Source organism: Sphingomonas sp. CL5.1, from assembly GCF_013344685.1.
GTDB lineage: Bacteria > Pseudomonadota > Alphaproteobacteria > Sphingomonadales > Sphingomonadaceae > Sphingomonas.
In genome coordinates this window covers 3,364,405-3,382,530 of record NZ_CP050137.1, presented here as the reverse complement: position 1 = coordinate 3,382,530, position 18,126 = coordinate 3,364,405, and the positions used below count along the sequence as shown (strand labels likewise).

The 18,126-nt window shown below is 69.5% G+C and carries 15 protein-coding genes; 10 read left to right on the top strand and 5 right to left on the bottom strand.

What is annotated here, in order from left to right:
- Positions 1 to 28 precede the first annotated feature (28 nt).
- The 4 genes from F9288_RS16340 to F9288_RS16325 are packed head-to-tail and all read right to left on the bottom strand — an operon-like array spanning position 29 to position 6,812.
- Positions 29 to 2,029, bottom strand: a complete 2,001-nt coding sequence (locus tag F9288_RS16340) for a tetratricopeptide repeat protein (RefSeq protein WP_174837761.1) — start codon at positions 2,027 to 2,029, stop codon at positions 29 to 31.
- Positions 2,022 to 3,368: a PEP-CTERM-box response regulator transcription factor gene (prsR, locus tag F9288_RS16335; RefSeq protein ID WP_174837760.1), complete on the bottom strand. Its 1,347-nt coding sequence runs from the start codon at positions 3,366 to 3,368 to the stop codon at positions 2,022 to 2,024. Before prsR ends, F9288_RS16340 begins: the two co-directional genes overlap by 8 nt.
- Positions 3,365 to 5,422: an XrtA/PEP-CTERM system histidine kinase PrsK gene (gene prsK, locus F9288_RS16330; RefSeq protein ID WP_174837759.1), complete on the bottom strand. Its 2,058-nt coding sequence runs from the start codon at positions 5,420 to 5,422 to the stop codon at positions 3,365 to 3,367. The genes prsR and prsK overlap by 4 nt, the downstream gene beginning before the upstream one ends.
- A 1-nt stretch (position 5,423) precedes the next feature.
- Positions 5,424 to 6,812, bottom strand: a complete 1,389-nt coding sequence (locus F9288_RS16325; RefSeq protein WP_174837758.1) for a TIGR03013 family XrtA/PEP-CTERM system glycosyltransferase — start codon at positions 6,810 to 6,812, stop codon at positions 5,424 to 5,426.
- A 150-nt stretch (positions 6,813 to 6,962) separates the two neighbouring features.
- On the opposite strand from F9288_RS16325, the gene F9288_RS16320 reads away from it, so the two are divergent.
- The 5 genes from F9288_RS16320 to F9288_RS16300 all read left to right on the top strand — a co-directional run bounded on the left by F9288_RS16320 (position 6,963) and on the right by F9288_RS16300 (position 12,062).
- On the top strand, positions 6,963 to 8,015 hold the full coding sequence (locus F9288_RS16320) for a mannose-1-phosphate guanylyltransferase/mannose-6-phosphate isomerase (protein ID WP_174837757.1): 1,053 nt from the start codon (positions 6,963 to 6,965) through the stop codon (positions 8,013 to 8,015).
- Between the two features lie 73 nt (positions 8,016 to 8,088).
- A complete protein-coding gene (locus F9288_RS16315; RefSeq protein WP_174837756.1) occupies positions 8,089 to 8,388 on the top strand; it encodes a PepSY domain-containing protein in 300 nt (99 codons plus the stop codon).
- A gap of 77 nt (positions 8,389 to 8,465) precedes the next feature.
- Positions 8,466 to 9,131, top strand: coding sequence for a response regulator transcription factor (locus tag F9288_RS16310; protein ID WP_174837755.1), 666 nt, complete (start codon positions 8,466 to 8,468; stop codon positions 9,129 to 9,131).
- 16 nt (positions 9,132 to 9,147) lie between these two features.
- The gene (locus F9288_RS16305) at positions 9,148 to 10,518 is read left to right on the top strand and encodes an ATP-binding protein (protein WP_254620914.1); all 1,371 of its coding nucleotides are present in this window, start codon (positions 9,148 to 9,150) and stop codon (positions 10,516 to 10,518) included.
- Positions 10,519 to 10,643: 125 nt separating this feature from the next.
- Positions 10,644 to 12,062, top strand: coding sequence for a sensor domain-containing diguanylate cyclase (locus F9288_RS16300; RefSeq protein ID WP_174837754.1), 1,419 nt, complete (start codon positions 10,644 to 10,646; stop codon positions 12,060 to 12,062).
- On the opposite strand, the gene F9288_RS16295 is transcribed toward F9288_RS16300, so the two are convergent.
- Positions 12,059 to 13,054, bottom strand: coding sequence for an LLM class flavin-dependent oxidoreductase (locus F9288_RS16295; protein ID WP_174837753.1), 996 nt, complete (start codon positions 13,052 to 13,054; stop codon positions 12,059 to 12,061). The genes F9288_RS16300 and F9288_RS16295 overlap by 4 nt on opposite strands.
- A gap of 101 nt (positions 13,055 to 13,155) precedes the next feature.
- On the opposite strand from F9288_RS16295, the gene F9288_RS16290 reads away from it, so the two are divergent.
- The 5 genes from F9288_RS16290 to F9288_RS16270 all read left to right on the top strand — a co-directional run bounded on the left by F9288_RS16290 (position 13,156) and on the right by F9288_RS16270 (position 18,090).
- Positions 13,156 to 13,812: a pyrimidine 5'-nucleotidase gene (locus tag F9288_RS16290; protein WP_174837752.1), complete on the top strand. Its 657-nt coding sequence runs from the start codon at positions 13,156 to 13,158 to the stop codon at positions 13,810 to 13,812.
- Positions 13,809 to 14,630, top strand: a complete 822-nt coding sequence (gene dapD / locus F9288_RS16285; protein WP_174837751.1) for a 2,3,4,5-tetrahydropyridine-2,6-dicarboxylate N-succinyltransferase — start codon at positions 13,809 to 13,811, stop codon at positions 14,628 to 14,630. The genes F9288_RS16290 and dapD overlap by 4 nt, the downstream gene beginning before the upstream one ends.
- 137 nt (positions 14,631 to 14,767) lie before the next feature.
- Entirely contained in the window at positions 14,768 to 16,357 is a 1,590-nt protein-coding gene (locus F9288_RS16280) for an ABC-F family ATP-binding cassette domain-containing protein (protein ID WP_174837750.1), read from the top strand.
- 46 nt (positions 16,358 to 16,403) lie between these two features.
- Positions 16,404 to 17,369 (top strand): class II fructose-bisphosphatase, encoded by a 966-nt coding sequence (gene glpX, locus F9288_RS16275; protein ID WP_174837749.1) that lies wholly within the window; start codon positions 16,404 to 16,406, stop codon positions 17,367 to 17,369.
- Between the two features lies 1 nt (position 17,370).
- Positions 17,371 to 18,090 (top strand): CPBP family intramembrane glutamic endopeptidase, encoded by a 720-nt coding sequence (locus F9288_RS16270; RefSeq protein ID WP_174837748.1) that lies wholly within the window; start codon positions 17,371 to 17,373, stop codon positions 18,088 to 18,090.
- The last annotated feature ends 36 nt before the right edge of the window (positions 18,091 to 18,126 follow it).

Below are 18,126 nucleotides of genomic sequence, written 5' to 3'. Positions count from 1 at the left end.
AGCCTAGCCACGCAGCGGGCGCAAAGCCTCAATGGGCGAGCGCCTGCGCCAGATGCCCGCGAATATCCGGCCGGGAAGGGGCCAACGCGGCGGCCTTTCTCAGCAGTGGCAGCGCGGACGCCGCGTCGCCATCGTTGAACATCGCCCAGCCATAGGCATCGGTGGCGGTCGGGTTCATCGGCGCGAGCATATAGGCGCGGCGCGCGTAACGGCGCGCCGCTGCCGGATCACCGGCGCCGGTATGGGCGTAAGCGAGCTGGGCGAGCAGCAAGGCATCGCGTGGGCCGATCGACCGCACCAGTCCCTCCAGCGTGTCGATCGCGGCGTCCCACTGGTGCGCGGTGAGCTGGAGGTTGGCGAGGATGCGCCGCGCGGCGATATCCTCCGGGTTCTGCGCGCGGAACAGGGCGACCGCGTGCGCGCCGTCGGCGGCGTCGCCCGATTGCGCGGCCGCTTCGGTCAGGCGCAGGAAAGTCGGCGTGTCGAAGCGCAGGTTGGCGGCGCGGGTGTAAGCGGTATAGGCCGGCGCGAAACGGCCGGAGATCGCCAGCGTGTCGCCGAGCAGCACCTGTGCCGCCGGCGCGCCGGGAGAGGCGGCGGCGAGCGACTGCGCACGCGCCAGCGCGCCGACCCGGTCACCGTCCTCCAGCATCGCCCGCACCAGCGGCACGATCGCGGTCGGGTCGCCGGGGGCATCGCTGGCCTGGCCGGCGAGCACCGGGACGCCGGCATCGCTGGCGAAGGGCGCGGGGCGGCCGAGCGTGGGGCTGGCGGCGCGATCGAGGAAGCGCGCCGCCCAGTCTCGCTCGCCGGTCGCCTCGAAGGCGCGGCCGACCAGCGCTAGCGTATAGCTGTCCGCATCGTCGCGCAGCGCCACCGGGCGCAGCACGTCCAGCCCGCCGCGCAGGTCGCCCGAGCGCACCAGCGCCGCGCCGAGCAGGCGGCGCGCGGCGAGGTTCATCGGCTGCCGCCCGACCAGCTCGCGCCATCGCGCCACCGCCTGCTCATAATCGCCGGAGGCATAAGCGATCGCGCCGCTCAGCAGCACGACGCCGGGAACGCCGTCGATCGCGCCATCGGTCTTGGCGAGCATCCCGCGGGCGAGTTCGATCCGTCCTGCGCGCATCGCGAGCACCGCCTGGAGATAGAGCGCCTGCGGGCTGCCGGGGCGCGCGGCGAGCGCCTTGCGGGTCGCGGCCAGCATCTCGCCGTAGCGCCCGAGATCGCCCAGCGTCGCGGCATATTCGATCAGCGCGGGATGGTAATAAGCGTCGCGCGCCAGCGCCGCCTCGAACCACGGCAGCGCGGCGGCGAGACCGTAGCGGCTGCGGACGATCTCGCCGCGCAGCGTCAGCGCGACGGGATCGGCGCGGGTCAACGCCAGCGCATGCTGGGCGGCGGCATCCGCGCCGCCGACATCGCCCGCATCGAGCCGGATGCGCCCGAGCGCGGTCCATGCGACGGCATCGTCGGGATGCGCGGCGAGCAGGTCGCGCAGCATATCGGTCGCCGCCACCACGTCGCCGTTCGCCGCGAGCGCCCGCGCGCGGACATATTGCAGCGCGGGCGTATCGGCGCCGGTGGTCGCTCGCAGGGCGCGGGCGGTGCCTCCCTGCCTGAGCCAGGCATCGGCGAGCAGCGGACGGACCGTCGCGCGATCGGCGCCGGTACGCAGCGCCCGGTTGAGTGCGCCTTCCGCCGCTTCACCCTCGCCAAGCGCCAGATCGGCGCGCGCGAGCAACAGCAGCGTGTCGCGATGCTCCGGCGCGACGGCAAGCGCCGTTTCGGCATGGCGGCGGGCCGCGCTGTAATTGCCGCTGGCGAAAGCGGTGGCGGCGGCTTTGGCCTCGACTTGCGGATCGGGCGCGGCGGCGTGGCGGGCGATGGCGATGATGCCGAACACCACCGCGAGGCTGCCGATCGCGGCGGCGGCCAGCCGCAGCAGGCGTGCCCATGCCGACAATCGCACGCGCCGGTTCCGGCGCCGTTTCTTGCGCAGCAACGGGTAGGTCGCCGGCCCTTCAATCATGCAGGTCGTAGCTCTTGAGCAGATCGTAGAGCGTCGGCCGGCTGATCCCGAGCAGGCGGGCGGTGTTCGAGATGTTGCCGTCCGCCCGCGCCAGCGCGCGGCGGATGGCGGTGCGGTCCGCCGCCTCGCGCACGGTGCGCAGGTTGATCGGCGTGTCGTCCGGCTCGGCGAGGTCGAGGTCGGCGGCGGAAACGAGCTTGCCGTCCGCCATGATGACGGCGCGCTTCACGCGGTTCTCCAGCTCGCGGACGTTGCCGGGCCAGCTCCAGCCGTCGATCGCGGTGCGCGCATCGGGGGCGAGGCCGGTGACGGCCGGGTTCATCGTCTTGGCGTATTTGGTCACGAAATGCCGCGCGAGCAGCGCGGCATCGCCGGGGCGCTCGGCAAGCGACGGGATGCGGACGACGATTTCAGCCAGCCGGTAATAGAGGTCGTCGCGGAAGCTGCCGTCCGCGACCATCGCGTCGATGTCGCGGTGGGTGGCGCAGACGATGCGCGTATCGACCGCGATCGGGCGGCGGCCGCCGATCCGCTCGATCGTGCGCTCCTGAAGGAAGCGCAGCAGCTTGACCTGAAGGGGCAGGGGCACGTCGCCGATCTCGTCGAGGAACAGGGTGCCGCCCTGCGCCTGCTCGATCTTGCCGGGGGTCGTCTTGACCGCGCCGGTGAACGCGCCTTTCTCATGCCCGAACAGCTCGCTTTCGAGCAGGGTTTCGGGAATCGCGGAGCAATTGATCGCGACGAACGCGCCGTCGCGGCGGGGCGAGGCGTCGTGGAGACCGCGCGCGAGCAATTCCTTGCCGGTGCCGCTGGCGCCGAGCAGCATGACCGAGACGTCGGCCGGCGCGACGCGCTCGATCGTGCTGATGACCTTGAGCATTTCCGGCGCGGCGGTGATCAGCCCGGCCATTGTCGCACCCCTTGCGTTGGCCGCCAGCCGGCGGTTTTCCGCCTCCAGCTCATGCACATGGAAGGCGCGGGCGACGATCAGGCCGAGCGCGTCGATGTCGATCGGCTTCCGGTAGAAATCCCATGCGCCGTCGGCGATCGCGCGGAGGGCGCTTTCGCGGGCGCCGTGGCCGGAGGCGACGATCACCTTGGTATCCGGCTTGAGCGCGAGGATCTCCATCAGCGTCGCGAAGCCCTCGGCGGTGCCATCCGGGTCCGGCGGCAGGCCGAGATCGAGCGTGACGACCGCCGGTTCGTGCAGCCGGAGCGCGTCGATCGCAGCCGCGCGATCGCCCGCGACGATTACCTCATAGCCGTCATAAGCCCAGCGCAACTGGCGCTGGAGGCCGATATCGTCCTCTACGATCAACAGCTTGGGACGATCGCTCATGCCGCCTGCTCCAATTCCCCGGCGGCGCGCAGCGTCACGCGGAAGCGCGTGCCTTCGCCCGCCCGGCTCTCCACCGACACCGCGCCGCCCATCGCCTCGGCCAGCTGCCGCGCCTCGAACGCACCCAGCCCGAAGCCGCCTTCCTTGCCCGAGACGAACGGCTTGAACAGCCGGTCCCGCACGAAGGCGGGGGACATGCCGCAGCCCCGGTCGATCACTTCCACCGCCACTTGCCGCGATTCGGGCAAGGTGACGATGTTCAGCGCCACGGGGTCGTTCGCGGCGCTCGCCTCGATCGCGTTCTGGACAAGATGGCCGAGCAACGTCTCCAGCCCGGCAGGATCGGCCACCGCCACGGCATCCACCGCGCCGCTCACCGCTATCGGATGCTGCGCCCGCCTAGCCGCGGCGATCCGCTTCGCCAGCGGATGCAGCGGCACCGCGCGCAGCGCCTCGCCGCGCCCGCCGTGATGCTGCGACAGCCGCGCCAGCAGGGTGTTCATGCGCTGCGATGAATCGCGCAGCGTCTCCACCATGTCGGCGCGGAAGGCGGGATTGTCGGCGTGGCGCTCGGCATTGCGGGCGAGCAGGGTGAGTTGGCTCACCAGATTCTTGAGATCGTGCATGATGAAGGCGAAACGGCGGTTGAACTCGTCGAAGCGCTGCGCGTCGGCGAGCGCGTCATGCGCGCGGTCCTCGGCTAGATAGCTCGCCACCTGCTGCCCGGCGACGCCGAGCAGATCGAAATCCTCCCAGTCCAGCGCGCGGTCGAGCGGCGGGCGGCTGAGCACCAGTGCGCCGGTCAGCAGGTCGAAATGGACCAGCGGCACGATCGCCCAGGCGTCGGCGCGCTCGACAAGCCATGCCGGCGTTGCGCCTATGTCGGCCGCCGGGGCCGAGCCGGCGCGCACCGCGTCGAGCTCGATGATGCGCCGCGTGCTGGCGAGATGGGCGTGGAGCGCGGCATTGGCATCGGGCGGCTCCGCGCCGTCCGCGTCGCCGGGCCAGTTCCACCCCGCGCCGCGTTCGAGCGCCCCCTCGCGTGCGATGAGCAGCAGGCCGGCGGGCGAATCGGTCACGTCCGCCACCGCCTTCACCACGCGCACCGCGAGCGGCGCGGCGCCGTCGCCCGGCGAGCCGAGCGTCTCGTTGAAGCGCAGCCATTCGGCGCGATAATCGTAGCGGTGCGCGAAGAGATGCTTGGCGATCAGGACCTTGGTCGATGCGCGCAGCCACGGGGTCGAGACGATGGTGAGCAGCGCGGCGGCGGTGCCGAAGACGAACGCCGTCTGCACCATCCGCGCGCGGTCGCCACCCAGCTCCGCGACGAAGCCGGCAGCCAGCCCGACGATCACGACATAGGCGCCGATCAGCACGATGGAGAGCAGTGCGAAGGCGAGACGGCGCGAAAGCTGCAACCGCCCGTCGCCGTCGCGATGCAGCACCGCGCCGAACAGCAGCGCGACCGCAACCGTCCCCAGCCCGCGCGCGGCGAAGAGGATCGCGCCGCGCTCGCCGCCCAGCCAGCCGTCGACCTGAAGCGGCAAGTCGAGCGCGAACAGCAACGACAGCGCCAGCGCCACAATGCGCACGCCGCCACGCGCGGTCGACGCCTGTATCCGGTAGAGCAGCAAAAGCGCCGCGAGCGTCGCCAGCATCCGCAGCGTCAGCCGCGCCGGATCGATCAGCGCCGCTGTCGAATCCTGCCCCGTCGCCGCTTCCGCCACCGCGAGCACCATGGCCAGCGCCATGATGAGCGCGCATGTGACGCAGAGCGTGGCCAGCCAGCGCGTGCCGCCGCGCGCGTCGTGGCGAGCGAGCGCATAGATGAAACCGAGCCACGCGAGATTGCGCAGGCCCTCCGCCAGCCGCGTCGCGACGTCGCCCGATCCGATCCCCGCCACGGCGAGCGCCCACAAGGCGGTCGCGCCGAGCGATGCCACCAGCGGTACGGCGGGCAGGCCGCCGCGCCGCCGCCGCATCTGGCCGAGCGCGAGCGCGAAGAACAGCAACGCGGCGAGCGCATGGCTCCACAGGATCATCGACGGCGGCATGTCACCGCGCGCCGGCGGGCCAGAGCACCACCCGCAAGGTCTGGAGCAGGATCAGCAGATCGAGGAACGGCGAATAGTTCTTCGCGTAATAAAGGTCGTATTCCAGCTTGTTGCGGGCGTCCTCAATTGATGCGCCGTAAGGATAGTTGATCTGTGCCCAGCCGGTGATGCCGGGCTTCACCATGTGGCGTTCGGCATAATAGGGCAGCTCGCGCTCCAGATCGGCGACGAATTGCGGGCGTTCCGGGCGGGGGCCGACGAAGCTCATCTCTCCCTTCAGCACGCTCCAGCATTGCGGCAGTTCGTCGATCCGCACCTTGCGGATGACGCGCCCGACGCGGGTGACGCGCGGATCGCGCTCCGCCGCCCATATCGCATTGCCGCCGACCTCGGCGTCCTGCCGCATCGAGCGCAGCTTGGGAATCTCGAACGTCTGGTTGAACAGTCCCACCCGGCGCTGGCGATAGAAGGCCGGGCCCTTGCTCTCCAGCCGGATCAGCAGCGCGGTGAGCAGGATCACCGGCAGCACGACGGCCAGCAGCAGCAGGCTGACGATCACGTCGAAGGCGCGCTTGACGATCGCGGTGAGCATCCGGCCGGAGGAAAATCCCTCGGTGAAGATCAGCGAGGAGGGATTGACCGTCTGAAGGTCGATGCGGCCCGTCTCGCGCTCCAGGAAGGCGGAAAATTCGTTGACCTGCACCCCCGTCGTGCGGACGCGCAGCAGATCCTTGAGCGGCAGCGCGTTGCGCCGCTCCTCGATCGCCAGCACGACTTCCGATGCCCTCAGGTGGACGACGTGTTCGGCGAGGTTGTGGATCGCGTCGCGCGCGATCGCCTGCGGCACCAGCGGCTCCGGTTCGCCCATCGCGACATAGCCGACGATGACGAAGGTCGATCCCGGCGTCCGCTCCAGCAGCTCCAGCCGCGCGGCCCGCCCGCCCGCGCCGAGCACGACGATGCGGCGCTTGAACCGCTCGCTGCCGAGCAGGCCGCCGAACAGCACGCGCACCAGCACCAGGCCGGCGACCGCGAACAGCATCGCGTAGAACAGGTTCGATCGCCAGAAGGTCAGCGACGGCATGAGGAAGAACAGCAGCGCGAGGAACAGGACGCCGAGCGACACCGCCACCATCAGCCGCATCGCCGCTTGCCGGATCGAGACGAGCACGTCGGCCTGATAGGCGCCGACCGCCACCATCGCGATCATCAGCGGGCCGGCGAAGCTGACGAGCTGCGGCAGGCGGGTCCACACCGATCCCACCGCGATCCCGATCTGCCACGCACGCACTTCCCACCCCGCTTCGGCGGCGGCGAGCAGCAGCAGTGCGTCGAGCAAGCCAAGCAGCAGCACCGCATTGGGCACGTAGTGCTTGAAAACCCTTATCATTCCCGCGCTGTCCGATCGTGCGTGTAAGTTTCTCCGACAGGTGATCGCAGAAAATGGCAAATAAAGGCTGAAGGCGACGGGAAGCGGATCGAACCGTTGCGATCGGCGGTTTTGCTTGCGATGAGTAACCCTGTAATTTTGGAGAACCGGATGACCTTTGCTTCGCCGATCGTACCAGTGATCCTGTCAGGCGGCGCTGGGACGCGGCTGTGGCCGATGTCGCGGCCGGAAATGCCCAAGCAGATGCTGGCGCTCACCGCCGAGCTGACGATGCTCCAGCTCACCGCGTCGCGCGCGCATGACGATCGTTTCGCCGCGCCGGTGGTGGTGGCGAGCGCCGCGCATGCCGATCTGGTCGAGCAGCAACTGGAGGCGATCGAGCAGCCCGCGCAGCTGCTGATCCTCGAGCCGGCGGGACGCAACACCGCGCCGGCCATCGCGCTCGCCGCGCTGGCGGTGGAGGACAAGGCATCCGCGCTGCTCGTCATGCCGTCCGATCATGTCATCGCCGATGTCGCGGCTTTCCACGCCGCGATCGCCGTCGCGATGCCGCTGGTGGAGCAGGGGTGGCTCGTCACCTTCGGCATCGCGCCCGACGCGCCGGAAACGGGATACGGCTATATCCGCACCGGCGAGGAGATCGCGCCGGGCGTCCACCGCGTCGACCGTTTCGTCGAGAAGCCGCCGCTGGAAAGCGCGCGGGCGATGCTGGAATCGGGCGACCATGTATGGAACGGCGGCATCTTCCTGTTCCGCGCCGACACTTTTCTCGACGCGCTCGCCGCGTTCGAGCCGGAGATGACCGGGGCGGTGACCCGCGCGATGGTCGGCGCGCGGCGCGATGGCGCGCGGGTGACGCCGGACGCGGAAGCGTTCGCGAGCGCCAAGGCCGAATCGATCGACTATGCGGTGATGGAGCGCGCGTCGCGCGTCGCGGTGGTGCCGGTGGCGATGGGCTGGAACGACGTGGGAAGCTGGGACGCGCTCCATGCGATCAGCGCGCGCGACGAGGCGGGCAACGTGATCCACGGCGAGGTGATCGCGCTCGACACCACCGATTGCCTCGTTCGCAGCGACCGCGCGCGCGTCGCGATGGTCGGGGTGCGCGACCTGATCGTCGTGGCGAGCGGCGACGACATCCTGATCCTGCCGCGCGGGCGCGGGCAGGACGTGAAGAAGCTGCTGGAAGCGATGAAGGGGTGAGGGCGCCGGCGCGCACGGACGCGGCGCATGTTCACAGGCTGTTCAATCCTCGGCGGCTATGCCTCGCCGCGAAATGAGGATCGGGACCAGTCTGCTGCTGTTGCTGCTCACAGCCGCGCCGGCCGCCGCCGCGTCGGCGGATCAGGGGCGGGAGGCGAGCGCCGCCTGGGAGGCAACGCGCGCCGGACGCATCCTGCCGCTCAAGGAGATCGAGCGGCGCGTGGTGCCGACGATGAAGGGCGCGCAGTATATCGGCTTCGACCTCGAATTGCCGAGCGGCGTCTATACGCTGAAGTTCCTGCGTGACGGCACGGTGATCTGGGTCGACGTGGACGGGCGCACCGGCCAGGTGATCGGGCGCACCGGGCGGTGATTCAGCAAACCGACAGGTCAATTCCCTCAGGCGGGGTTCGGTGTTAACGCCACAGGCGTAACCCAAAGGGAGACAACATGCGCGTCCTGATCGTCGAAGACGAGCCGAACCTCGGCCAGCAGCTCAAGAGCACGCTGGAAGGCGCCGGCTATGCGATCGACCTCGCCACCGATGGCGAGGAAGGGCATTTCCTCGGCTCGACCGAAAGCTATGACGCGGTGGTGCTCGATCTCGGCCTGCCGGAGATCGACGGGCTGACCGTGCTCGATCGCTGGCGCAAGGAGGGCAAGACCATGCCTGTCCTCGTGCTCACCGCGCGCGATAGCTGGTCCGACAAGGTGGCCGGGCTGGACGCGGGCGCGGACGATTATGTCGCCAAGCCGTTCCAGACCGAGGAGCTGATAGCCCGCCTGCGCGCGCTGATCCGCCGCGCTTCCGGCAACGCCTCGTCGGAGCTGACGGCCGGCGACGTGCGGCTCGACACCCGCTCCGGCAAGGTGACGCGCGCGGGCGAGCCGGTGAAGCTGACCGCGCAGGAATATAAGCTGCTGAGCTACCTGCTCCACCACAAGGGCAAGGTGGTGAGCCGCACCGAGCTGATCGAGCATATCTACGATCAGGATTTCGATCGCGATTCGAACACGATCGAGGTGTTCGTCACGCGCATCCGCAAGAAGCTGGGGCAGGACGTGATCACCACCATCCGCGGGCTGGGCTATAGTCTGGAAGACCCCGCGGGCTGAAGCCCGACCCTCGCCGATGACCGAGGAAGCGCCGGACAAGATACGCCCGATCCGCCGCACAGGATCGCTCACCCGGCGCATGATCCTGATCGCGGCGGCGTGGATATTGCTGCTGCTCGCCGGCGGCGGGCTGGCGCTCGATCGCGTGCTGGCGAGCGCCGTCACGCGCAATTTCGACGACCAGCTCGAATATGTCCTGCAATCGCTGCTCGTCTCGGCCGAGATCGGGCCGGACGGAGAGGTGATCTTCAACCGCGAGCCGGCCGACCAGCGTTTCCTGGAGCCTTATTCCGGCCTTTACTGGCAGGTGTCGGCGCGCGGGCGCGAGCCGTTCCCGTCGCGCTCGCTGTGGGACCGACAGCTCGCCTATGGCGCGAACCACAACGATCGCAGCGTCCATATCTACGACAGCAGCCAGTTCCGCGACGAGAAGCTGCGCGTGGTGGAGCGCGACGTGACGCTGCCGCGCTCGCAGGTGCGCTGGCGCTTCCAGGTGGCGCAGAGCCGCGCCGGGCTGGACGCGCAGATCGACATATTGCGGCGGACCCTGGTGCGCAGCTTCCTGCTGCTCGGGCTGGGGCTGATCGTGCTCGCCGCGCTCCAGACTTTTTACGGCCTGCTCCCGCTGCGCAAGCTTCGGCTCGAGATCGCCAGGATGCGCGGCGGCAAGATCAACCGCATCTCCGGCGACATGCCTGTCGAGGTGGCGCCGCTGGTCCATGAGCTGAACGCGCTGGTCGCCCACAACGAGGTGCAGGCGGAGGAAGCGCGGCGCCATGCCGGCAACCTCGCCCATGCGCTCAAGACGCCGCTGACGGTCATCATGAACGCGGCGACCGCCAATTCGGACGACCTCGCCGAAACCGTCGTGCGCGAGGCTCGGACGATGCGGCGTCAGGTGGATCACCATCTCGCCCGCGCGCGCGCCGTCGGCCGGCGCGGATCGGCGCACAGCCGCGCGGCGGTATGGCCGTCGATCGAATCGGTCGAGCGTGCGGTGCAGCGGCTCTACCCACACGTCCGCATCGACATGGACGGCGCGAAGGACCTCGTCGCGCATATCGAGCGGCAGGATCTGGACGAGATCATCGGCAACCTCGTGGAGAACGCCGCGAAATATGGCGGCGGCAGCGTGTTCGTCACCGTTTCCGCGCATTCCGGGTTCGTCGAGATACTGGTTGAGGACGACGGCGCGGGCATCCCGGAGGAGGAGCGCACCCGCATCTTCGATCGCGGCGCGCGGCTCGACACGGGCAAGCCGGGCACCGGCCTCGGCCTCGCGATCGTGCGCGACGTGGCGGAAATCTATGAAGGCACGGTGACGCTGGAGGAGAGCGAGGACCTCGGCGGCCTGCTCGTCCGGCTGCGGCTGCCGATGGCCGGGTAAACCAATATTCCAGTGCCTTAACTATTGACTGCGTGGCGCATGGGAGGCCGCGCCCCCGGAAAACGCGGCTAAACGCGAGGACGCGTTAAACTTTCAGTAGCCAACGGCGCTTACCAAAGGCGGCAATGGGACGTATCCGTTTACCCTTATTGGTCGGCAGCAGCCTCCTTTATGTCATGCTGGCGGCGGGGACGATGTGGCTGCTTTCCGACGGCCGTGGGGTCGCGCCGCTCTGGCCGGCGAATGCGGTGCTGCTCGCGATATTGCTGCAAGGTCCGAGACCGCTCTGGCGGGAGGCGATCCTCGTCGAGGTTTTCGGCAATCTGGTCGCGTCGCTGCTGATGCGGGGGGCGATCCTCACGCCGATGCTGTTCAGCGTGGCCAACCTGTTCGAAGCGGCGATCGCCGCGATCGCGCTGCGCCGCGTGCTGAGCGAAGGCGAGGTGCTGGGCGGTCCGGGCAACGTCGGGCGCTTCATCATCTGGGCCGGGCTGGTCGCGCCGTTGTCCAGCATGGGCGTGGGCGCGGCGGTGGCGCACTGGTTCATCGGGCAGGACCTGTGGATTTCGGCGCGCACCTGGTTCTTCAGCAACGCGCTGGGGCTGCTGGTGTTCACGCCGTTCTTCTCCTCGCTGCTGGCGGGCGAATATAACCGGCTGATCCGCGAGATGTCCGTCTCCGAGCGGATGAATGCCGCCGCCGCGATGGCGATAATGACGGTGGCGGCGGTGACGGTGTTCTTCTACGCGCCGCGGCCGGTGCCGGGCCTGCTGTTCGCGCCGCTGATGCTCATCACCTTCAAGCAGGGCCGGCTGGGAACGCAGGTGGCGGTGATGATCGTCGCGGTCACGGGGATGATCGGCGCGATGTCCGCCGCTTCCAGCTTCGATATCTACGGGCATACGTTGGAGGGGCGGCTGCATGTGATGCAGCTCTTCCTTGCCTTGATGCTGCTGACCACGCTGCCCGTGGCGGCGAGCCTGTCGGCGCGCGCGCGGCTGATCGAGCAGCTTGCCGAGAGCGAGCGACGCCTGCGCGCGCGGGAAGCGGACCTGATCCGCCTCGCCGCGACCGATCCGATGACCGGCCTGCTCAATCGCGCGGCGCTCAATGAACGGCTTGCGGCCATCGATGACGAGGTGGGGATGGCCATCGCGGTGCTGGATCTGGATCGTTTCAAGCAGGTCAACGACCGTTACGGTCATGATGCGGGTGATCGCGCGCTGATGCATTTCGCCCGGCTGATGGCCACCGGGATACGTCAGGGCGACGTGGCGGCGCGTTCCGGCGGCGACGAATTCATGATCTATTTCCCCGCGACCAGCGAAACCGACGCCTGGACGGTGTGCAAGCGGCTGGCGGACACGCTGTCGAACCAGCCGGTGCTGCTCGACGGCGATCAGGTGCTCGATCTGCGGATGAGCTGCGGCGTGGCCGAGCAGCGTCGCGGCGAGACGCTGGAGACGGTGATAAAGCGGGCCGATCAGGCGCTCTACGCGGCGAAGGCGGCGGGCCGATCCCGCGTGCTGCGCGCGGCGGCCTAGGCCGGCGCCAGCGTCCGCATCGCCTCCGCCGCGATCGCCAGCGAGCGTTTGCGTGCGTCATGGTCGTGGATCATGCTCGTCAGCATCACCTCGTCCACGCCGGTCCGCTTGACGAAGGCGGCGAGTCCGCTCGCCACTTCGTCGCGCGTGCCGATCGCGGTGCATTGCAGCACATGGTCGAGGATCGCCGCGTGCTGCGGGGGTAGGCTGGCGCGGTAACCCTCTACCGGCGGCGGGAGCTGGCGCGGATGACCGGTGCGCAGCGCGACGAAAGCCTGCTGCTGCGAGCTGGCGATATATTCCGCCTCCTCGTGCGTCTCGGCGGCGAAGACGTTGAAGCCGGCCATCGCATGGGGCTTTTCGAGCTGCGCCGACGGGCGGAACTGGCTGCGGTAGGTTTCCAGCGCCTGATCGAGCGCGTCCGGCGCGAAATGCGAGGCGAAGGCATAGGGCAGGCCGAGGATCGCGGCGAGCTGCGCGCCGAACAGGCTGGAGCCGAGGATCCACAATTCCGGCCTCGCCCCCGCGCCGGGCGTGGCGCTGATGCCGGTGCGGCCGTCGTCGGCGAAATAGCTCTGCAACTCGACGACATCGTTGGGGAAGGCGTTGGGATCGGTGTCCAGCGTCCTCCGCAGCGCGCGGGCGACGCGCTGGTCCGAACCGGGCGCGCGCCCGAGGCCGAGGTCGATGCGGCCGGGAAACAACGCGTCGAGCGTGCCGAACTGCTCCGCGATCTGGAGCGGCGCGTGGTTCGGCAGCATGATCCCGCCCGCGCCGATGCGGATCGTCGAGGTCGCCTGCCCGACATGCGCGATCACCACCGCGGTCGCGGCGGAGGCGATGCCGGGCATGCCGTGATGCTCCGCCACCCAATAGCGGCGGTAGCCATGAAGCTCGGCGTGGCGCGCGAGATCGGCGGCGTTGGCGAGCGACCGCGCGACGGTCCCCCCTTCCACCACGGGGACGAGATCGAGCAGGGAATAAGCGGTCATGCGCCGGGATGTGGCGTGACGGGTTGCGATCCGCAACCTCCCTTCGCTTCGGGCAAGGTTCGGCTTGCCGCCCCTGTGCCGCGCCCCTAAAGCCCGCCGCGATGCCGCCGATGCTCGCCCCGATCCGCAACTGGATCTTCGATCTGGACAATACGCTCTATCCGGCGAGCGCGGACCTGTTCGCCCGGATCGACGTGAAGATGGCGGCCTATATCGCCGATCTGCTCGGCATCGATCTCGGCGAGGCGCGACGCATCCAGAAGGCCTATTTCCTCGGCCACGGCACCACGCTCGCCGGGCTGATGGTGGAACATGAGGTCGATCCGCACCATTATCTCGATTTCGTCCACGATATCGAGATGGACGTGCTGGAGGAGAACGTGCCGCTCGCCGCCGCGATCGCGAAGCTGCCGGGGCGCAAGATCGTCTTCACCAACGGCGATGCGCCTTATGCCCGCCGCGTGCTCGACCGGCTCGGGTTGGGCGCGAGCTTCGAGGCGATCCACGATATCCATGCGATGGAACTGATGCCGAAGCCGGCGCCCTCGGCCTATGCCGGGCTGTGCGCGGCGTTCGGGATCGACCCGGCGCAATCGCTGTTCGCCGACGACATGGCGCGCAACCTCGCGCCCGCCAAGGCGATCGGCATGACGACCGTATGGGTGGACAATGGATCGGAGCAGGGGGCGGACGCCGATCGCAGCTTCATCGATCACACCACCCATGACCTGACGCACTGGCTTGAAGGGATATTATGAGCAACACCGAGCTTGAACAGACGATCGACACCGCATGGGAAAACCGTGCGGAGATCGGCCTTTCCACCGGTGGCGCGGTGCGGATCGCGGTGGATCGCGCGCTGGCCCTGCTCGATTCCGGCGCGGCGCGCGTGGCGGAGCCGGACGGCAACGGCGGCTGGCGCGTCAACCAGTGGCTCAAGAAGGCGGTGCTGCTCTCGTTCCGCCTCAACGACAATGCGCTGATCGACAACGGGCCGGGCGCGGGCCACTGGTTCGACAAGGTGTCGTCGAAATTCTCCGGCTGGACCGAGGGCGAGTTCCGCGACGCCGGCTTCCGCGCGGTGCCGGGCAGCGTGGCGCGGCGCGGCGCGTTCGTGGGCAAGGGCGCGGTGCTGATGCCGAGCTTCATCAACATCGGCGCCTATGTCGGCGAGGGCACGATGGTCGATACCTGGGCGACCGTGGGGAGCTGCGCGCAGATCGGGAAGAACGTCCACCTTTCCGGCGGCGCGGGCATCGGCGGCGTGCTGGAGCCGTTGCAGGCCGATCCGGTCATCATCGGTGACGGCGCGTTCATCGGCGCGCGCGCCGAGGTGGCGGAGGGCGTGCGCGTCGGTGAGGGCGCGGTGCTGTCGATGGGCGTCTATCTCGGCGCCTCCACCAAGATCATCGACCGCGCGACCGGCGAGGTGTTCCGTGGCGAGGTGCCGCCTTATTCGGTGGTGGTGCCCGGATCGACCGGCGGCAACCTCGGGCTTTACTGCGCGGTGATCGTCAAGCGGGTGGACGCGCAGACGCGCTCCAAGACCAGCATCAACGAGCTGCTGCGCGATTGAGCGTGGCATCGGCGGCGCGCGGTTGAACCGGCGCGCCGCTGTCGCCATAATCCGTTCTCCAGACAAGGGAATCGGCACCGTGAACGACAGGATGAACAACGCAGCCCGCTTTGTCTCACCCGCCCGCACGGTGCCTTATGCCTTCGTTCCTTACGCTCGATTCCGTCTCCGCCGCCACGCCTGACCGCCAGCGGCTCTTCGACGATTTGACATTATCACTGGGCGCGGAACGCGTCGGATTGGTCGGTCGGAACGGGGCCGGCAAATCGACGCTGCTCGCGATCATCGCCGGGGCGATCGAACCCGCCGCCGGCAAGGTCACGCGCTCCGGCACGATCGGCACGCTGGCTCAGCATTGGGAATGCGGCGAGACGGTGGCCGAGGCGCTGGGTGCCGCCGAAGGATTGGCGGTGCTCGCGCGCGTCCTGGCGGGCCGGGGGGAAGCGGCCGATTTCGAGGCCGCCGACTGGGACCTTGAGGCACGCGTCGCGGCCGTGCTGGCGCAGGTCGGGTTGGCGGACCTGCCGCTCGATCGCGCGATCGGCTCGCTGAGCGGCGGGGAGCGCACCCGCATCGGCCTAGCGCGGCTGGCGATCGAGGCGCCGGACGTGCTGTTGCTGGACGAGCCGACCAACAATATGGATGCGCAAGGGCGCGCGGCGGTGAAGGCGCTGGTCGCCGGCTGGCGCGGCGGGCTGATCGTCGCGAGCCATGACCGGGAAGTGCTGGAAGGCATGGACCGGATCGTCGAGCTGACGTCGATCGGCATCCGCACTGTTAGCGGCGGCTGGAGCGATTTCGTCGCGATGCGCGATGCCGAACGCGGCAGGGCGGCAGCCGACCTCGAACGCGGCGAGGCGCGGTTGCGCGCGGCCAGGCGCGAGGCGCAGGCGCGACGCGAAACGCAGGACCGGCGCGACAGGGTGGGACGCGCCTTCGCCGCCAGTGGCTCCGCGCCGCGCATCCTGCTCGGCGGGATGGCGCAGCGGGCGGAGAACAGCGCCGGACGCGGACAGCGGCTGAACGAGCGCCTGCTTGCCGATGCCGCGGCCGAAGCCGAGTCGGCGCGCGCGCAGGTGGAGGTGCTGACGCCGCTGACCATCGCGCTGCCGCCCACCGGACTTCCCGCCAATGCCGATGTGCTGGCGCTCGACGCGGTGACGGTGGAGCGCGACGGACGGCGGTTCGGCCCGTGGTCGCTGGCGATGCGCGGCCCCGAGCGGGTGGCGATCGCCGGACCGAACGGCGCGGGCAAGACCACGCTGCTCAATGTCGCGGCGGGTCGGGTCAGGCCCGATGGCGGTACGGTGCGGCGCGCGGAGCGGCTGGCGTTGCTCGACCAGCATGTCTCGCTGCTGGATCCCGGCGAGAGCATCCTCGCCAATTTCCGCCGGCTCAATCCCGCGCTGGACGAGCAAGCGGCCCATGCCGCCTGCGCCCGCTTCGCCTTCCGCAACCGCGACGCGCTGAAGCCGGCGGGGGTGCTTTCGGGCGGCGAGCGGCTGCGCGCCGGGCTGGCCTGCGTGCTGGCGGGGGAGAGGCCGCCGTGGCTGCTGCTGCTCGACGAGCCGACCAATCACCTCGATCTCGATTCGATCGAGGTGCTGGAGCGCGCACTGGCGGAGTTCGAAGGCGCGCTGCTGGTGGTCAGCCACGATCCGGCGTTTCTCGACGCGATCGGCATCGCACGACAGATGCGGCTCGACCATTCACTGTCTCGACAATGACATGCCGCGCCCTTATCGGCGCGATAAAATCCGCAAGGGGAGTTCAATGCCCACAGCCAGCCATATCCTCGATCGCGTCCTCGTGCTCGAGATGGTGCGCGTCACCGAAGCTGCCGCGATCGGCGCGTCCACGCTCGTCGGGCGCGGCGACGAGAAAGCCGCCGACGCCGCCGCCGTCGAGGCGATGCGCGAGGCGCTCAACAGCCTCGACATGGACGGCACCGTCGTGATCGGCGAGGGCGAGCGCGACGAGGCGCCGATGCTGTTCATCGGCGAGAAGGTCGGCACCGGCAACGGCCCGAAGATCGACATCGCGCTCGATCCGCTGGAGGGCACCACGATCTGCGCCAAATCCGGCCCCAACAGCCTTGCCGTGCTGGCGATCGCGGAGGCGGGCGGGCTGCTCAACGCGCCGGACGTCTATATGGACAAGCTGGCGATCGGGCCTGGCTATCCCGCCGGCATCCTAGACCTCGACAAGACGCCGACCGAGAATATCCAGGCGATCGCGGCGGCCAAGGGCGTGTCGCCCAACGAGATCATGGCCTGCGTGCTCGATCGCCCGCGTCATGAGAAGCTGATCGCCGAGCTGCGCCAGATCGGCTGCGGCATCGTGCTGATCGGCGACGGCGACGTCGCCGGCGTGATCGCGACCACCGATCCCGACACGACGATCGACGTCTATATGGGCTCGGGCGGCGCGCCGGAGGGTGTGCTGGCCTGTGCCGCGCTGCGCTGCGTCGGGGGCCAGTTCAAGGGCCGCCTGCTGTTCCGCAACGAGGACGAGCGCGCGCGCGCTCGCAAATGGGGCATCACCGACCTCGACCGCCAATATGACCTCAAGGATCTCGCCAAGGGCGACTGCATCTTCGCGGCGACCGGCGTGACCGACGGCTCGCTGCTCGAAGGCGTGAAGCGCCGGGGCGACAAGATGACGACCGAGAGCGTGGTGATGCGCGCCTCGTCCGGCACGGTGCGCTGGGTGAAGGGCGAGCATCGCATCGAGCGGTGAGATGACGGCGGCGCTGCTGCTCGCCGCGCTGCTGGCCGCGAGCTGGTATGTGCGGCGCAGGCTGGCGCTCGATTTCGGACATGGCCGCGCGGGCGCCTATCGCGCGGTGACCGTGCGGCAGCTCGGCGGCTTCGCCGCGCCGGCGCTGCTCGCGCTGGCGCTGGCGGGCGAGTGGCGCGCCTTGTGGCGGATGCCGGAGAGCTTCGCGCGGCTGGCCGAGATGCTCGGCATCGCCGGCTGGGTCGCGCCCGGTGACGGCTGGACCTTGCTGCTCGGCGCGGCGGGCGGCAGCGCGCTCGGCGCGGGCTTCGCCTTCATCCACTGGCGCTGGCGGGGCAGGCGCGGGCCGATGTTCGGCGAGCTTGGCTGGATCCTGCCGCAGGGTCGCGGCGATCTCGGCTGGGGCGTGGTGCTGTCGCTGGTCGCTGGCGTGGCGGAGGAGCTGTTCTTCCGGCTCGCGCTGCCGCTGCTCGCCGCGCTTGCCACGGGGAGCGCCCTGGCTGGCTTCATCCTGTCCGCGCTGCTGTTCGCCGCCGCGCACCGCTATCAAGGCATCGCCGGGGTGATCGCGACCGGCGCGATGGGCGTGGTGTTCGCCGCGCTCTATCTGGCGAGCGGGGCCTTGTGGCTGGCGGTCGCGGCGCACATCGTGGTGGACCTGAACAGCCTGGTGATCCGCCCCGCGATCACCGGCGCGTGGAGGCGCGAAAGCACGGGTTGAGAAAAATCGTTCGTATGCTAAGGAATGCGGCGATCG

Coding starts and splice junctions, on each gene's coding strand:
- glpX (WP_174837749.1), top strand. CDS start 16,404: ATGCCCACAGCCAGCCATATCCTCGATCGCGTCCTCGTGCTCGAGATG.
- F9288_RS16320 (WP_174837757.1), top strand. CDS start 6,963: ATGACCTTTGCTTCGCCGATCGTACCAGTGATCCTGTCAGGCGGCGCT.
- F9288_RS16270 (WP_174837748.1), top strand. CDS start 17,371: ATGACGGCGGCGCTGCTGCTCGCCGCGCTGCTGGCCGCGAGCTGGTAT.
- F9288_RS16310 (WP_174837755.1), top strand. CDS start 8,466: ATGCGCGTCCTGATCGTCGAAGACGAGCCGAACCTCGGCCAGCAGCTC.
- F9288_RS16300 (WP_174837754.1), top strand. CDS start 10,644: ATGGGACGTATCCGTTTACCCTTATTGGTCGGCAGCAGCCTCCTTTAT.
- F9288_RS16325 (WP_174837758.1), bottom strand. CDS start 6,812: ATGATAAGGGTTTTCAAGCACTACGTGCCCAATGCGGTGCTGCTGCTT.
- F9288_RS16305 (WP_254620914.1), top strand. CDS start 9,148: ATGACCGAGGAAGCGCCGGACAAGATACGCCCGATCCGCCGCACAGGA.
- F9288_RS16340 (WP_174837761.1), bottom strand. CDS start 2,029: ATGATTGAAGGGCCGGCGACCTACCCGTTGCTGCGCAAGAAACGGCGC.
- F9288_RS16295 (WP_174837753.1), bottom strand. CDS start 13,054: ATGACCGCTTATTCCCTGCTCGATCTCGTCCCCGTGGTGGAAGGGGGG.
- prsK (WP_174837759.1), bottom strand. CDS start 5,422: ATGCCGCCGTCGATGATCCTGTGGAGCCATGCGCTCGCCGCGTTGCTG.
- F9288_RS16315 (WP_174837756.1), top strand. CDS start 8,089: ATGAGGATCGGGACCAGTCTGCTGCTGTTGCTGCTCACAGCCGCGCCG.
- F9288_RS16290 (WP_174837752.1), top strand. CDS start 13,156: ATGCCGCCGATGCTCGCCCCGATCCGCAACTGGATCTTCGATCTGGAC.
- dapD (WP_174837751.1), top strand. CDS start 13,809: ATGAGCAACACCGAGCTTGAACAGACGATCGACACCGCATGGGAAAAC.
- prsR (WP_174837760.1), bottom strand. CDS start 3,368: ATGAGCGATCGTCCCAAGCTGTTGATCGTAGAGGACGATATCGGCCTC.
- F9288_RS16280 (WP_174837750.1), top strand. CDS start 14,768: ATGCCTTCGTTCCTTACGCTCGATTCCGTCTCCGCCGCCACGCCTGAC.